The sequence below is a fragment of the Arenimonas metalli CF5-1 genome, assembly GCF_000747155.1.
GTDB lineage: Bacteria > Pseudomonadota > Gammaproteobacteria > Xanthomonadales > Xanthomonadaceae > Arenimonas > Arenimonas metalli.
The window spans coordinates 1-14,025 of sequence record NZ_AVCK01000044.1; the positions used below are offsets into that span (position 1 = coordinate 1).

Annotated in this window: 11 protein-coding genes; 2 read left to right on the forward strand and 9 right to left on the reverse strand. The window is 72.0% G+C overall.

Features of this window, described 5'->3' with window-relative positions:
• Positions 1-28 precede the first annotated feature (28 nt).
• Positions 29-823, forward strand: a complete 795-nt coding sequence (locus tag N787_RS11150; RefSeq protein WP_052575402.1) for an undecaprenyl-diphosphate phosphatase — start codon at positions 29-31, stop codon at positions 821-823.
• On the opposite strand, the gene N787_RS11155 is transcribed toward N787_RS11150, so the two are convergent.
• The 9 genes from N787_RS11155 to N787_RS11195 all read right to left on the reverse strand — a co-directional run bounded on the left by N787_RS11155 (position 820) and on the right by N787_RS11195 (position 9,443).
• Positions 820-2,838 carry a tetratricopeptide repeat protein gene (locus tag N787_RS11155; RefSeq protein ID WP_034214034.1) on the reverse strand — a complete coding sequence of 673 codons (2,019 nt, stop codon included), beginning with the start codon at positions 2,836-2,838 and terminating at the stop codon, positions 820-822. The two genes, N787_RS11150 and N787_RS11155, sit on opposite strands and share 4 nt — an antisense overlap.
• A 13-nt stretch (positions 2,839-2,851) precedes the next feature.
• Positions 2,852-3,865 carry a YheT family hydrolase gene (locus tag N787_RS11160; protein ID WP_034214036.1) on the reverse strand — a complete coding sequence of 338 codons (1,014 nt, stop codon included), beginning with the start codon at positions 3,863-3,865 and terminating at the stop codon, positions 2,852-2,854.
• A gap of 1 nt (position 3,866) precedes the next feature.
• Positions 3,867-4,667: a lysophospholipid acyltransferase family protein gene (locus N787_RS11165; protein ID WP_425387873.1), complete on the reverse strand. Its 801-nt coding sequence runs from the start codon at positions 4,665-4,667 to the stop codon at positions 3,867-3,869.
• Between the two features lie 61 nt (positions 4,668-4,728).
• Positions 4,729-5,109, reverse strand: coding sequence for a hotdog fold thioesterase (locus tag N787_RS11170; protein WP_052575422.1), 381 nt, complete (start codon positions 5,107-5,109; stop codon positions 4,729-4,731).
• Positions 5,110-5,168: 59 nt separating this feature from the next.
• Positions 5,169-5,780, reverse strand: a complete 612-nt coding sequence (locus tag N787_RS11175; RefSeq protein WP_052575403.1) for a YkvA family protein — start codon at positions 5,778-5,780, stop codon at positions 5,169-5,171.
• Positions 5,781-5,879: 99 nt separating this feature from the next.
• Positions 5,880-7,721, reverse strand: coding sequence for a phospholipase D-like domain-containing protein (locus N787_RS11180; RefSeq protein WP_034214040.1), 1,842 nt, complete (start codon positions 7,719-7,721; stop codon positions 5,880-5,882).
• Positions 7,718-8,290, reverse strand: coding sequence for a YceI family protein (locus N787_RS14440; RefSeq protein ID WP_052575404.1), 573 nt, complete (start codon positions 8,288-8,290; stop codon positions 7,718-7,720). The genes N787_RS11180 and N787_RS14440 overlap by 4 nt, the downstream gene beginning before the upstream one ends.
• A 4-nt stretch (positions 8,291-8,294) precedes the next feature.
• Entirely contained in the window at positions 8,295-8,771 is a 477-nt protein-coding gene (locus tag N787_RS11190) for a SixA phosphatase family protein (protein ID WP_034214042.1), read from the reverse strand.
• A 39-nt stretch (positions 8,772-8,810) separates the two neighbouring features.
• Complete coding sequence (locus tag N787_RS11195) at positions 8,811-9,443, reverse strand: ParA family protein (protein WP_034214045.1); 633 nt, start codon at positions 9,441-9,443, stop codon at positions 8,811-8,813.
• A 106-nt stretch (positions 9,444-9,549) separates the two neighbouring features.
• Between N787_RS11195 and gltB the strand changes: the two genes are divergently transcribed.
• A complete protein-coding gene (gene gltB / locus N787_RS11200; RefSeq protein ID WP_034214048.1) occupies positions 9,550-14,016 on the forward strand; it encodes a glutamate synthase large subunit in 4,467 nt (1,488 codons plus the stop codon).
• The last annotated feature ends 9 nt before the right edge of the window (positions 14,017-14,025 follow it).

The following is a 14,025-nucleotide window of genomic DNA, read 5'->3' on the forward strand; positions in this document are numbered from 1 at the left end:
CCAACGCCCCCACACACCGGCCCCGCCCTTGAACGACCTGCTGTCCGCCCTCCTGCTGGGCATCATCGAAGGCCTGACCGAGTTCCTGCCGATCTCCAGCACCGGCCACCTGCTGATCGCCCAGCACTGGCTGGGCGCGCGCTCGGACCTGTTCAACATCAGCATCCAGGCCGGCGCGATCCTGGCCATCACCCTGGTCTACCGGCAACGGCTCTGGCAGCTGGCCACGGGGCTGGGCGAGGCCGCGACCCGCCTCTACGCGCTGAAGATCGCCGTGGCCTTCGCGGTCACCGCCGTCGTCGGCCTGCCGGTGCGCCTGCTGGGCTGGGAGCTGCCGGACACGGTGACCCCGATCGCCTGGGCGCTGGTGCTCGGCGGCGTGTGGATGCTCATCGCCGAGCGCATTTCGGAGGGCAAGCCGCCCTCGGACGCGCTGACCTGGAAAGTGGTCGTGGCCGTGGGCCTGGCGCAGGTGTTGGCCGGCGTGTTCCCGGGCACCTCGCGCTCGGCGGCGGCGATCTTCATGGCGCTGCTGCTGGGCATGAACCGCAAGCCGGCGGCGGCCGAATTCGTGTTCCTGGTCGGCATCCCGACCATGTTCGCCGCCAGCGGCTGGGCGCTGATGGAAACCGTGCTCGACGGCGGCGCTGGCGACGAGGACTGGGCCAGCCTCGGCGTTGCCTTCGTGGCCGCGACCCTCACCGGGTTCGCGGCCGTGCGCTGGCTGCTGGGCTACATCGCCACCCACAGCTTCCGGCCCTTCGCCTGGTACCGCATCGGCCTCGGGGTGGCCCTGCTGCTGGGCCTGCCGGCCGGCAGTTAAGCGGCCGGGTAACCCAGGCGCGCCGCCACCGGCGCCAGCCGCTCGAACGCCTCCGCGAAGCCCTCGCGGTAGTGGCGCCAATGGCCGGACGGCAGCCGCGCGCCGCGGCCGTGCAGGCCGGGCAGGGGCTGCGGCAGGCCCAAGGCCTGCTCGATGGCCGCGGCCGCTTCGGCCGCGTCGCCGTCCAGGCGGGCGAAGACCACGCGGTCCGGATGCGCGTCGCGATGGTCGGCCACCGCGTCGAGCGTGCGCGCCAGCCAGTCGGCGGCCGCCACCGGATCGGGCGAGGGCAGGTAGTTCTGCAGGCTGCCGAACACGAACCAGTTGAGCAGCGCATCGCGCGGATCGGCCAGCAGGCAGAGCACGCGGGCGCCGCGCAGCGCCGCCAGCGTGTACGGATCCAGGTGCGGCATCCAGTCGACCAGGGTGGCCGGGTCCAGGCCCGCGGCCGTGACGGCCTGCGCCCAGCGCTCGGCGCTGCCGGCGCGCGGGTCGCCCGGCGGGAAGCGCACGAGGCCGAAGCCGTCGCCGGCCGCGACCACGCTGGCGCGCCCCAGGTCGAGGCGGTTGCCGAGCTGCTGTTTGGCCGCCATCAGCACGGCCTCGCCGCGCACGCCCACCGGCGCCCACACCAGGGTCGCCTCGATGGTGCCCTCGGGCACCTGGTCGGCCGGCGCCACGGACGGCGGCGGCACCAGCGGCGACTGGCGCGAGACCCGCTGCAGCATGTTCTTCCAGCACAGGGTCGCCTCGGCGTGGCGACCCGCCTGGTCCAGCGCGAGGCCAGCCCAGGCCAGCACCTGGCGCTGGCGCTGGACGTCGGTCTGCTGCACCAGCAGCCGGTCGGCGCGCACCAGCGCGAGGTCGAGGTCACGGGCCTGCTCGACCTCGAGCATGATCATGTTGCTGTGGAACAGGTTGCCGTCGACGGCCAGCGCGCGTTCGGCCCAGGCCGCGGCCTGGGCGATGTCGCCGCGGCTGCGGTGGAAGTCGGCCATCAGCTCCATGCAGTCGGCGCTGCCCGGGTCGGCGGCGTGCCACTGCTGCAGCACGTCCACCGGGGACTCGCCCAGGGGACCGCACAGGTTCATGCGCAGCTGCCAGGTGTCGCGGTCGGCGGGCGCGTCCGCCAGGGCCTTGTCGATGAGCGCGCGGGCGTCCGGGGCGCGGCCGTCGCCGGCCAGCAGCAGCGCCATGCGGCGCAGGGCGGCGATGTAGCGCGGCTGGCGCGCGAGCACGTGTTCGAGGTCGGCGATCGCGCCGTCGCGGTCGCCCGACTGCAGGCGCAGGTCGGCGCGCAGCACGATGGCGTCGAGCTCCGCGGGGAAGCGTTCGACCAGTTCGTCCAGCGACTTCAGGGCGCCGGCGCGGTCGTCCTGGCGGCGCTGCGCCTCGACCAGGCCGCGCAGGGCGATGCGCGGGCGCGAAGGGTCGAGCCGCAGCGCGTTCGACAGCGCCTGTTCGGCGAAGGCCCAGGTCTGGCGCTGCAGGTAGGCCAGGCCGAGCGCGAGCTGGGCCGAGGCCATGTTCGGGCGCGCGGTGGCGGCGGCGGTGAAGCAGCGCAGGGCCAGGTCGCGGTCGCCGCTGGCGTCGGCCACGTAGCCCTCGGCCATCGAGACCTGCGGATGGCCGGCGTCCACGCGCTGCGCCAGGCGCAGGCGGCGCCGGGCTTCGGGCAAGTCGCCGCGGGCCAGGGCCGCGTGCACCTGCAGGATGTAGGCGCTGAGCGTGTTGGGGTTGAGCGACAGCGCCTCGCGCAGGCCGTCGGTCGGCTTGCCCTCGGTCATGTCGAGGGCGGCGCGGGTGGCGTGGAAGGCGGCCTGTTCGGGATCGAGCCCGACCGCGCGATCGAGCGCCTCGCGGGCGGCGGCGGACTCGCCGGTGGCCATCGCGGCGATGCCGAGCAGGTGCCAGGCGTCGGCATTGGCGGGTTCGGCGGCGACGAGTTCGCGGGCCGTGGCGAGGGCCGTGGCGAAGTCGCCTTCGCGCATGGCGGCATTGATCCGATCGAGCATGGGGACGGGGTTTCTAGGCGGAAACCCCGATTGTAGCCCGCGCGGGCGCGGCGGCGGCCGCCAGCCGGTCGGCGACCCAGCGCTCGGCGTAGCCGCGCAGGTGCGCACCCTCGAGGAAGCCGCAGTGGCCGCCGAAATCGGCGATCTCGAGGGTCGAGTGCGCCGGCAGCGACAGCCGCGGGAACCCGTCCACCGGGATCACCGGGTCGTCGGCCGCGGCCAGCACGCTCACCGGCACCTGCAGCCCGGCCAGGCGCTCGCCGGCCACCGCGTAGCCGTCGAAGTACTCCTCGACTCCGGCCATCGTGGTGTGCCGCTCCACCAGCCAGTGGGTCAGGCTGCGCATGTCCTTGGCCAGGATGCTGTCGTCGAAATCGTGCTGCTGCGGGAACAGGGCGCGCTTGATCGTCAGCGAGCGCCGCCACTTCTTCATGAAGTACCAGTGGTAGAAAGGCTGGCCCGACTCCAGCGTGCGCATCACCGCCGACGGGTCGATGGCCGGGCACACCGCCGCCGCGTGCACCAGCGGGATGCCCGCGCCGGGCGCCGCCAGCGCCAGCCGCAGCGCAAAGTTGCCGCCCAGCGAGTAGCCCGCCGCCAGCATCGGCCGCGCAGGGAAGCGCCGCGACACTTCCGCCGCGGCCTGCACCACCTCGCCCAGGCGGCAGGAATGGAACAGGCCTTCGTTGAGGTGGTGGGTGTCGCCGTGGTCGCGGAAGTTGAGCCGGAACACCTCGAAGCCGCGCGCCAGCAGCTGCGCCGCGGTGTGGCGCATGTAGCTCGACTCGCTGCTGCCTTCCCAGCCGTGCAGCAGCAGCACCAGCCCCTGCGCCTCGCGCCCCGGCAGCCGGGTGTGGAAGCCCTGCAGCCGCACGCCGTCCTCGACGGTGATGATGTGTTCGGTGGTCTCCGCGCCCAGCCGCCGCAGCTCGCGCAGGCCCGCCGCGCGCCGCAGCGGCATCGAACTCAGCACCGACTGCACGTGCGGGTTGCGAAGCCAGCGCGGCGGCCGGTAGGCGCTGCCCATCTCAGCCCGCCATGGCCGCGATGATGCGCTCGCGGCAGGTCTCGGCCATGCGGCGGCGGCCGTCTTCGCTGGCCGCGACGGGCTCGAGGAAGTGCACCTCGGCCACCCGGCCGGGCTCGCCCAGCAGGCGCAGGAAGTTCTGCAGGAAGTTCTCGCGCGGGCCGAACGCGACGATGGTCTGGGCGTCGCCGCGCGCGCCGTACTTGAGCGCCACCGGCTGCGCCGGCACGTTCGCCAGCACCGCCGGCTGGAAGATGCGCGCGTGGAAGGTGCCGATGGCGTCGCCGCCGGTGGTGCGCCCTTCCGGGAACACGCCGACCGCCAGCCCCTGCTCCAGGCGCTGCACCATCTGGTGCATCACGCCGTGCAGCGAATCGTTGCTGCCGCGGTGGTGGTAGATGGTGCCGCCGCGGCTGGCGACCCAGCCCACCAGCGGCCAGCGCGCGATCTCGGCCTTGGCCACGAAACCCATCATGCGCTGGCTGTGCATCAGCTCGATGTCGATCCAGCTGACGTGGTTGGCCACGAACAGCGCGGCGCCCGGCAGCGGCGTGCCGTAGCGGCGCAGGCGGAAGCCGAAGATGCGCATCAGCGTGCCGGACCACCAGCGGATGATGCGGTGGTCGAGCCGTTCGCCGCGCAGCTCGATCCGCGCCGAGACCGGGTTGATCATCAGCAGGGTCAGCGGCAGCCCGACCAGCAGGTGCAGGCTGAGCAGCGGCCCGCGCCAGAGGTAGCGCAGCGGGCGGCGCCAATCCTGGGCGGGCCTGGCCGTTTGGGTTTGGGTGGACATTGGCGGCATTGTGCCGCAGGCGGGCCGAGTAAACACCCGACGCCGCGGTACGCAAGCGACGCGGCGCGCTTCAGGCGCCGATCACCGCCGCGGTCATGCGCGAAATGCAGGTGAGGCGCCCCTGCGCGTCCTCGATGCGGATTTCCCAGACCTGGGTGGCGCGGCCGAGGTGGATCGGGCGCGCGGTGCCGGTGACGAGGCCTTCGGTGACGGCGCGCAGGTGGTTGGCGTTGATCTCGATGCCGGCCGACTGCTGCTTGAGTTCGGGGTCCAGGCAAAGCCAGCCGGCCAGGCTGGCCAGGGTCTCGGCCAGCAGCACGGACGAACCGCCGTGCAGCAGGCCGAAGGGCTGCTTCGTGCGTTCATCCACCGGCATCGTGGCGCGCAGGAAATCCTCGCCCAGCTCGGTGATCTCGATGCCCAGGTGCCCGGGGGCGGTGCCCACGAGCATCCGGTTGATGTCGGCCACGGCCGGCCGGCGACGGAACGGGCCGGCCACGGCGACGGGGCTCAGCGGACGCGCAGCAGGCCCGGGCGGAAGGCGCTGGTGTAGCCCTTGCGCGCGTAGCCCGAGCTGTCGCCGTAGCCGCTGCCGCCGGCCTGGCGGTTGCGGCGGCGGTGCATGCGGTCCACCAGCTCGTCGCGACGGGCCTCGAGCCAGTCGGCGCGGCCGACGGTGGCCGGATCCAGGCCGCGGCGCTCGGCCTCGCCCTGGCGGTATTCGCAGAACTCGTCGTAGGCCTCGATCTCGTGCTTGAGCTCCTTGACGCACATCTCGATGGCGATGGCGTCGTCGAAGTAGCCCAGCACCGGCACGTTGTCCGGGATCACGTCGGACGGATCGGCGAAGTAGACCAGGGCCGACAGCACGCGCTGGCGGTCTTCCTCGGGCAGGTGCCAGCCCTCGTCGCGCGACATCGCGATCAGCGCGTCGAGCCGGTCCAGGCGCTCGGCGATGAAGTCCGGGACCTCGACCTTGTTGGCTTCGACCAGCAGCTTGGACGCGGCGGCGATGATCTCGTCGGCGCTCTTGCTGCCGGCGGAGGCGCGGGCCTTGGCCAGGGCCTGGTTGAAGTGTTCGAGGTCGCGGTCGGAGAGTTCGAAGCTGATGGCGAGGGGCATGCGGGCGTGTCCGGCGGGGGTTTGCAAGAGCAAGCAGCCTAGGCCGGGGCGAAGGCGGCGTCAATCGAACGCAGGCCGGCGCAACACCGGCCACGCGGCTCAGAGGATGGGCACCAGGCCGGCGCCGAAGGCCGTGAGGATGCGGGTGTAGACGGTCTTGAGCGGCAGGTCGACCTCGGGGAAGGCGCCGACGTCCTCGTAGCAGTCGTAAAAGCCCGGCTGGCCCGGCGGGATCGGGTTGCAGCCCGGCACCAGCTCGTAGCTGGTGGCGTAGGGGAAGGGCCAGATGTCGAAGATCGGCAGCTTCTCGGAGAGCTTGCCCAGGCTGTAGTTCAGGCCCGACAGCACCGGTGGCTTCTCCTGGGGCGCGATCAGCCAGGCGTTCTCCGGGGTCATGTCGCGCCGGATGCTGGCCAGCAGCGCGCCGGCGAACTGCGGGTCGTGCACCACCACCATCGACTCGGTGTTGAGGTTGTCCGAACGCGGGTCGAAGTTGTGGCTGCCCACGACGCCGATGCTGCCGTCCACCACCAGCGACTTCGCGTGCAGGCCGACCCGGATGCCGGCGCGCTTGAGCGGCACCGGCCCGCTCGACGAGCCCGAGGAGCCCGAGCCGAACATCGGCAGGTGCGCGGCCCGCTCCTCGCCGAGCACGCCGGTGGCGGCGACGTTGATCGGCGCGTCGGTCGGATAGGGCTTGTACTCGAAGATGCGGAAGCCGAGCTCGCGCAGATACAGGCGCTTGTACTTGTGGCTCATCGCGTAGACGGGGAAGGCATCCGTGGCCGCCAGCGAGTTGGTGGACACCCACACCGCCGGCTTGGCCGCGCGCTTCTGCAGGCCGCGGAAGACCTTGCGCGCCTCGCGCGAGAGCACGAGGTAGGGCGTCTGGATCACCAGTTCGTCCTGCGTGCTTTCCACCAGGTCGTGCATGGCCAGCGAGGCGTCTTCCTCGGCGCGCAGCTCGCCGCCGTGCTTCTCGGGCAGGTCGGCGAAGAAATCCACCCGGCCGACCGCGAGCCGCAGCGGCTCCATCCTCGCCATCACGGCGGCGCCGTCGCCGGCCTCGTCGCGCATGGCGGTGACGCGCGGCGCCGGCGGCGGCCGCTCCGGGTCGAACAGCCAGCTCGGCGGCGGGCCACCGTTGCGGTGCAGGCGTTCGGCGACGTCCTTGAGCTCCTCGGCCGGGCGCGAGCGCTCGTAGTCCCAGAAGGCGTCGAAGTTCGCCGCCATCGCCTTCGCCACCGGGCCCATCACCAGGATGTCGCGGTCGCGGTAGTTGTAGCCCTCGGCCCAGTCGAAGTAGCGGTCCTGGATGTTGCGGCCGCCGGTGATGCCCGCCACGCCGTCCACCAGCACCAGCTTGGTGTGCATGCGCTGGTTGAACTTCATGAAGCAGCACAGGATGCCGGCGGCGTACTGCAGCTTCTGGGTCTTGGCTTCGTCGAAGGTGGGGTTGTAAAGGCGCAGCTCGAAGTTGGCGTGGTGGCCGGCGAGGCTGGCCTGCAGGTTCGGGTCGGGCAGGCCGTAGAGCTGGTCGAGCAGCACGCGCACCTTCACGCCGCGGCGGGCGGCGGCCAGCAGCTCCTCGAGCACGAGCACGCCGCTGTCGTCCTTGTCGAAGATGAACATCTGCAGCTCGATGCTCGTGCGCGCGGCGCGGATCAGGTGCAGGCGGGCCAGCAGCGAATCCTGGCCGCGGTCGAGCAGCACCACCTCGTGCCGCGGCGCCTCAGGCGTGGACGCGGCGACCGCGGCATGGCCCAGCGCCAGCAGCGGCGAATCGACGGCGCAGTCCACGCCCTCGCGGCAGCCAACCTCGGTGCTGCGGGCGGCCAGGGCCAGGTCGGCGGCGTCGCGGCGCTCGCGCACGGACAGGGTGGAGCACCCTGCCAGCAGCAGGACCAGCAGGGCGGTGAACAGGCGATGGGTGGGGCTCATGGGGCAACAGGGTCGCGCAATCTCACCCGGAAGTCGAAGCCCACTTCGTCCTTCACCCACACCCGCTGGCTGGTCATGCCGAAGGCGCGGCGGCTGACCTCGCCCTTCACCACGATGTCGCAGTCGCGGCCGGGGCGCTCGCAGGCGGCCGGCAGCAGCGTGAAGGTCACGCCCCGGGAGGCGCCGCGCAGGTCGAGCCGGCCGCGCAGGGGACCGCCGGTGGCCAGCAGGTCGCGCGCGAACAGCGCCGAGCGGAAGCGGATCTCGGGGTGGTTTTCCACGTCGAGGAAGTTGCGGGAGCGGGTGCTGCGGAGCATCCAGCCGGGGCCGTCCAGCTCCAGGCCCTCGGCGTCGACCCGCACCTGGACGCGCCAGCGGCCGCGGTCGTCCTCGACCAGCTCGCCCTCGATGCGGCGGAAACGGCCGGTGGCCGGCCCCGTGACCCGCACGGTGACTTCGAAGGTGGCGCGGGAGGCCGCCGGGTCGAATTGCTCCCGGGCGGGACCGCTGGCGGCGGCCTTACCCACCGCGCAGGCCAGGCAGAGCGCGCCCAGCCAGGCCCACGTCATCCGCTCACGGCCACCAGAAGGCGGCCAGGCGGGCGATGCCCGGCTCGAGGTCGGCGTCGGCCGGCATCGACAGCACGGCCACGCCACCCGCGGGCATGCCGCGGAAATCGCCGGACTGGCCCGAGCTCAGCAGGGCCGCCAGCTGTTCGAAGCCGGGGTTGTGGCCGACCAGCAGCACCCGGGCGATGTCGCGGTGTTCATCGGCCACCTGCATCAGCATGCCCGGGGTGGCGTCGTAGATGCGCTTTTCCTGGCGCAGCTCGACGTAGCCCAGGGCAGCCATGGCCTGCTCGGTGGTCTCGCGGGCGCGGCGCGCCGGCGAGGTGACCACGCGGTCGGGCAGGTAGCCGTGGTCGCGCAGCCAGCGCCCGGCGGCCTCGGCCTCGGCCTGGCCCTGCAGGGACAGCGGGCGGTCGAAGTCGTCCTGGCCGGGGGCGGCCGGTTCGGCGTGGGCGTGTCGGAGCAGGATCAGTTCGCGCATGGTCTTCCTTGAAGTGGGCGTGTTGCGATGGAAGCCGGGTCAGAGTGACTTCTTGAGCCACTTCAGCAGCGGCGCCCAGTCGTCCTGGTGGCTGCGAATCTGTTCGGAGTGGTAGTCGAACACCGATTTGCCCAGCGCCGCCATCAGCACGTAGGCCTGGGTGTCGCGCAGCTCGGCCACCAGCGGGTAGGGCCAGGCCTTGAGCTGGTCGAGGGCCTGCTGGGAGTTGCTGGTCCAGGGCTTGAGCCGGTTGCCGACGATGCCGACCGGCAGCTTGCCCTTCTTCACCCGCGGATGCTGCACCAGGGTGTTGAGGAAGGGCACGGTGGCCTCGAGGTCGATGATCGAGGGCAGGACCGGGACGATCACGGCATCGGCGATGTCGAGGAAGGCGGTGAGGTCCTCGCCCATGGCGCCGGCCGGGGCGTCCACCACCAGGCGCTGCACGCCTTCCGGGATGTGCTTGTCCCAGCCGCGCTTGCTGCCGTCGATCGGCAGCACGGCGGTGTCGAGGGCGGCGCGCTTCTCGCACCAGTGGGTGGACGACTTCTGCCGGTCGGCGTCGAGGATGGCGGTGGCCTTGCCCTCGACGGCGAAGTGGGCGGCGAGGTTGGTCGACACCGTGGTCTTGCCGGCGCCTCCCTTCGAGCTGGCGACCAGGATCGTGCGCATGCCGGACCTCCACATCGGGAAGAGGGCTCACTCTAACCCGCAACCGAGCAGAAACTCTATTGGGCTGTGTGACGGTGGGGAAAGCCCACTTCACTACGGAGGGCGCATGCCGGCTCCCCCGGTCCCGGGCCTGCATTCCCCGGATTTCGAGCGCGACAGCTGCGGGTTCGGGCTGATCGCCCAGCTGGACGACCGGCCTTCGCGGGCCCTGGTCGACGCGGGGCTGCAGGCGCTGGCGCGCCTGGTGCATCGCGGCGCGGTCGGCGCCGACGGCCTGAGCGGCGACGGCTGCGGGCTGCTGCTGCGGCGGCCGCGGGTGTTCCTGGCGGCGATTGCGCACGAGGCCGGCATTGCCTACGCCGATGGCGACGCCTGCGGGATGGTGTTCCTGCCGCACGCTGCCGACGCGGCCGCGGTCTGCCGCGCCGGACTGTCGGCGGCGCTTGAGGCGCGTGGCCTGGCCGTGGGCGGCTGGCGCGAGGTGCCGGTGGTGCGCGAAGGCTGCGGCGAGATCGCGCTGCGCGGGCTGCCGCGGATCGAGCAGGTATTCGTGCGGACGCCCGGCGGGCTGGACGTGGCGGGCTTCGAGCGGGCGCTGTTCCTGGCGCGGCGCGCGGCCGAGCAGGCGCTGGCGGCGCAGGACGAGTTCTACGTGGTGACACTGTCGGCGGCGACGCTGGGCTACAAGGCCATGGTGCTGCCGGACCAGCTGGCCTCGCTGTACCCCGACCTGGCGCGGCCCGAGCTAGCCTCGTCGGTGGTGGTGTTCCACCAGCGCTTCTCGACCAACACGGCGCCGGCCTGGAAGCTGGCGCAGCCGTTCCGCCTGCTGGCGCACAACGGCGAGATCAACACCATCGAAGGCAACCGTGCCTGGGCCCGCGCCCGCGCGGCGCACTGGTCGTCGCCGCACCTGGACCTGAAGGCCCTGCAGCCGCTGGTCAGCGAGCACGGGTCGGATTCGCAGAGCCTGGACAACCTGCTGGAGCTGCTGCTGGCCGGCGGCATGGACCTGCTGCAGGCGATCCGCATCCTGGTGCCGCCGGCCACCGCGTCGCTGGAATACAAGGATCCGGACCTCGCGGCGTTCTACGAGTACTACGGCCTCTCGCTCGATCCCTGGGACGGGCCGGCCGGCATCGTGATGTGCGATGCGCGCTACGCCGCCTGCACGCTCGACCGCAACGGCCTGCGCCCGGCGCGCTGGCTGCTCACCGCCGACCGCACGCTGGTAGTGGCGTCGGAAACCGGCGTTTACGACGTGGCCGACGACGAGGTGGTGGCCAAGGGCAAGCTGGGTCCCGGCGAGATGCTCGCAGTGGACCTGCAGCGCGGCAAACTGCTCGACACCCACGCCATCGACGACGTCAACAAGTCGCGCGCCCCGTACAAAGCGTGGCTGAAGCAGGGCGTGACCTACCTGAGCACCAGCCTGGTGGATCCGTCACTGGCCGCCGAGCCCTTCGACGCGCCGACGCTGCGCCGCTTCCAGAAGCTGTTCCAGCTCACGCGCGAGGAGCGCGAGGCCGAGCTGCGCGTGCTGGCCGAGACCGAGCAGGAGGCCACCGGCTCGATGGGCGACGACACCCCGGTGGCGGTGATGTCGCGACAGATCCGGCCGGTGTACGACTATTTCCGCCAGGCCTTCGCGCAGGTGACCAACCCGCCGATCGACCCGCTGCGCGAACAGCTGGTGATGTCGCTGGCTACGCAGCTGGGCCCGGAAGGCAACGTATTCGAGGACAGTCCGGCCAACGCGGTGCAGGTGATGCTGAACTCGCCGATCCTGTCGCAGCGAAAACTTCGGCAGCTGCTGGCGCTGGAGCAGTTCGCAGACGCGCACGCCCTGCTGCACCTTTACTTCGAGGCTTCGGAAACGCTGGCGGCCGCGCTGGACCGGCTGTGCGCGGAAGCCGAGGCGGCGGTCCGCCAGGGCGCGGTACTCGTGCTGCTCAGCGACCGCTACCCGCGCGAGGGCGCGGCCGCAGTGCCGGCGCTGCTGGCCACGGGCGCCGTGCACCACCATCTTTCCGCCGCCGGCCTGCGCTGCCGCGCCAACCTGCTGGTCGAAACCGGCAGCGCCCGCGACGCGCACCAGATGGCCTGCCTGATCGGCGTCGGCGCCACCGCGGTCTATCCCTACCTCGCCTACCAGACGCTGTCGGCGCTGGGTCGCGCGGGCGTGGTGGACGGCAAGCTCGGCAACGAGCCGGCCGAGCTGGGCCGCAGCTACCGGCGCGGCATCAAGAAGGGCCTGCTGAAGATCCTGTCGAAGATGGGCATCAGCACGGTGGCCAGCTATCGCGGCGCGCAGCTGTTCGAGATCGTCGGCCTGGCGGATGAAGTGGTCGCGCGCTGTTTCCCGGGCATGGTGAGCCGGCTGCAGGGCGCAGGCTTCGCCGAGCTCGAGGCCGAGGCCCGGGCGATGGCGGCGGAGGCCTGGACCGAGACCACCGACATCTCGCCGGGTGGCCGCCACAAGCTGGTGGTCGGCGGCGAGTACCACATGTACAACCCGGACGTGATCGCCGGCCTGCAGCGCGCGGTGCGCAGCGGGGACCCCGCGGATTACTTCGCCTACGCCGAGCACGTCGACCGCCGCCCGCCTTCGGCGCTGCGCGACCTGCTGGTGCCGCGCGCCGGCATCACGCCGATTCCGCTGGAAGACGTCGAGCCCGCCGAAGCCATCCTCGCCCGCTTCGACTCCGCCGGCATGTCGCTGGGCGCGCTGTCGCCCGAGGCGCACGAGGCGCTGGCGATCGCGATGAACCGGCTCGGTGGCCGCAGCAATTCCGGCGAAGGCGGCGAAGACCCGGCCCGCCACGGCACCGAGAAGCGCAGCAAGATCAAGCAGGTCGCCAGCGGCCGCTTCGGCGTCACGCCGGAATATTTGGTCAACGCCGAGGTGCTGCAGATCAAGATCGCCCAGGGCGCCAAGCCCGGCGAAGGCGGCCAGCTGCCCGGCCACAAGGTCAACGCGATGATCGCGCGCCTGCGCCACGCGCGGCCCGGCATCGGCCTGATCTCGCCGCCGCCGCACCACGACATCTATTCGATCGAAGACCTGGCCCAGCTGATCTTCGACCTCAAGGAAGTGAACCCGTCCGCGCTGGTGTCGGTGAAGCTGGTCTCGCACGCCGGCGTGGGCACGATCGCGGCCGGCGTGGTGAAGGCCTACGCCGACCTGGTGACGATCTCGGGCCACGACGGCGGCACCGGCGCCTCGCCGATCTCGTCCATCCACCACGCCGGCACGCCCTGGGAGCTGGGCCTGGCCGAAGTGCAGCAGACGCTGCGCATGAACGAGCTGCGGCACCGCGTGCGCCTGCAGGCCGACGGTGGCCTCAAGACCGGCCTGGACGTGGTGAAGGCGGCGATCCTGGGCGCCGAGAGCTTCGGCTTCGGCACCGCGCCGATGGTGGCGCTGGGCTGCAAGTACCTGCGCATCTGCCATCTCAACAACTGCGCCACCGGCGTCGCCACCCAGGACCCGCGGCTGCGCGCGCACCACTTCATCGGCCTGCCGGAAATGGCGATGAACTTCTTCCGTTTCGTGGCGGAGGACGTGCGACGCTGGCTGGCGAAGCTCGGCGTGGCGCGGCTCGAGGACCTGATCGGCCGCACCGACCTGTTGGTGCAGGCGGAAGGCATCACCGACCGCCAGCGCAAGCTCGACCTCTCGCCGATCCTGGCCGCCGCGGACGGACGGGGCGACGCGGCGCGCTCCTGCACCGAGGCGCGCAACCCGCCCCGCGACACCGGCCGGCTGGCCGAACGCATGCTGGGCGAGATGCGCGCCGCGATCCACGCCGGTGCCGGCGGCGAGTTCCACTTCGACATCGGCAATGCCGACCGCAGCGTGGGCGCCCGGATTTCCGGCGAAATCGCCCGCGTGCACGGCGACGCCGGCATGGCCGATGCGCCGCTGGCCGTGCACCTGCGCGGCCACGCCGGCCAGAGTTTCGGCGCCTGGAATGCGGGCGGTCTGCACCTGCACCTCACCGGCGACGCCAACGATTACGTCGGCAAGGGCATGGCCGGCGGACGCCTCGTGCTGAAGCCGCCGTCGGCCGCGCGCTACGCCGCGGCGCAGGCGCCGATCATGGGCAACACCTGTTTGTACGGGGCCACCGGAGGCGAGCTGTACGCGGCGGGCACCGCGGGCGAGCGCTTCGCGGTGCGCAACTCCGGCGCATTGGCGGTGGTCGAAGGCATTGGCGACCACGGCTGCGAGTACATGACCGGCGGCGTGGTGGTGGTGCTGGGCCGCACCGGCCTGAACTTCGGCGCCGGCCTCACCGGTGGCCTGGCCTACGTGCTGGACATGGAGCGCGACTTCGTCGACCGCTACAACCACGAGCTGATCGACGTGCTGCGGATCACGCCCGAGGGCATGGAGCACCATCGCCATCATCTTCGCGGCCTGCTGCGGGCACACGTCGAGTACACCGGCAGCGTGCTGGCCGAATCGCTGCTCGAGGATTTCCGCGACGTGGCCGGGCGATTCTGGCTGGTCAAGCCCAAGGCCGCCTCGCTCGAGCAGCTGGCCGAGACGCTGAGGAACGCGGCATGAAAATCTTGT

What these genes read in the sequence shown, in the direction of transcription:
- N787_RS11180 (WP_034214040.1), bottom strand. Translation starts at nt 7,721, where the DNA reads ATGAGCCCCACCCATCGCCTGTTCACCGCCCTGCTGGTCCTGCTGCTG.
- N787_RS14440 (WP_052575404.1), bottom strand. Translation starts at nt 8,290, where the DNA reads ATGACGTGGGCCTGGCTGGGCGCGCTCTGCCTGGCCTGCGCGGTGGGT.
- N787_RS11170 (WP_052575422.1), bottom strand. Translation starts at nt 5,109, where the DNA reads ATGCTCGTGGGCACCGCCCCCGGGCACCTGGGCATCGAGATCACCGAG.
- N787_RS11160 (WP_034214036.1), bottom strand. Translation starts at nt 3,865, where the DNA reads ATGGGCAGCGCCTACCGGCCGCCGCGCTGGCTTCGCAACCCGCACGTG.
- N787_RS11190 (WP_034214042.1), bottom strand. Translation starts at nt 8,771, where the DNA reads ATGCGCGAACTGATCCTGCTCCGACACGCCCACGCCGAACCGGCCGCC.
- N787_RS11165 (WP_425387873.1), bottom strand. Translation starts at nt 4,667, where the DNA reads ATGCCGCCAATGTCCACCCAAACCCAAACGGCCAGGCCCGCCCAGGAT.
- N787_RS11155 (WP_034214034.1), bottom strand. Translation starts at nt 2,838, where the DNA reads ATGCTCGATCGGATCAATGCCGCCATGCGCGAAGGCGACTTCGCCACG.
- N787_RS11175 (WP_052575403.1), bottom strand. Translation starts at nt 5,780, where the DNA reads ATGCCCCTCGCCATCAGCTTCGAACTCTCCGACCGCGACCTCGAACAC.
- N787_RS11195 (WP_034214045.1), bottom strand. Translation starts at nt 9,443, where the DNA reads ATGCGCACGATCCTGGTCGCCAGCTCGAAGGGAGGCGCCGGCAAGACC.
- gltB (WP_034214048.1), top strand. Translation starts at nt 9,550, where the DNA reads ATGCCGGCTCCCCCGGTCCCGGGCCTGCATTCCCCGGATTTCGAGCGC.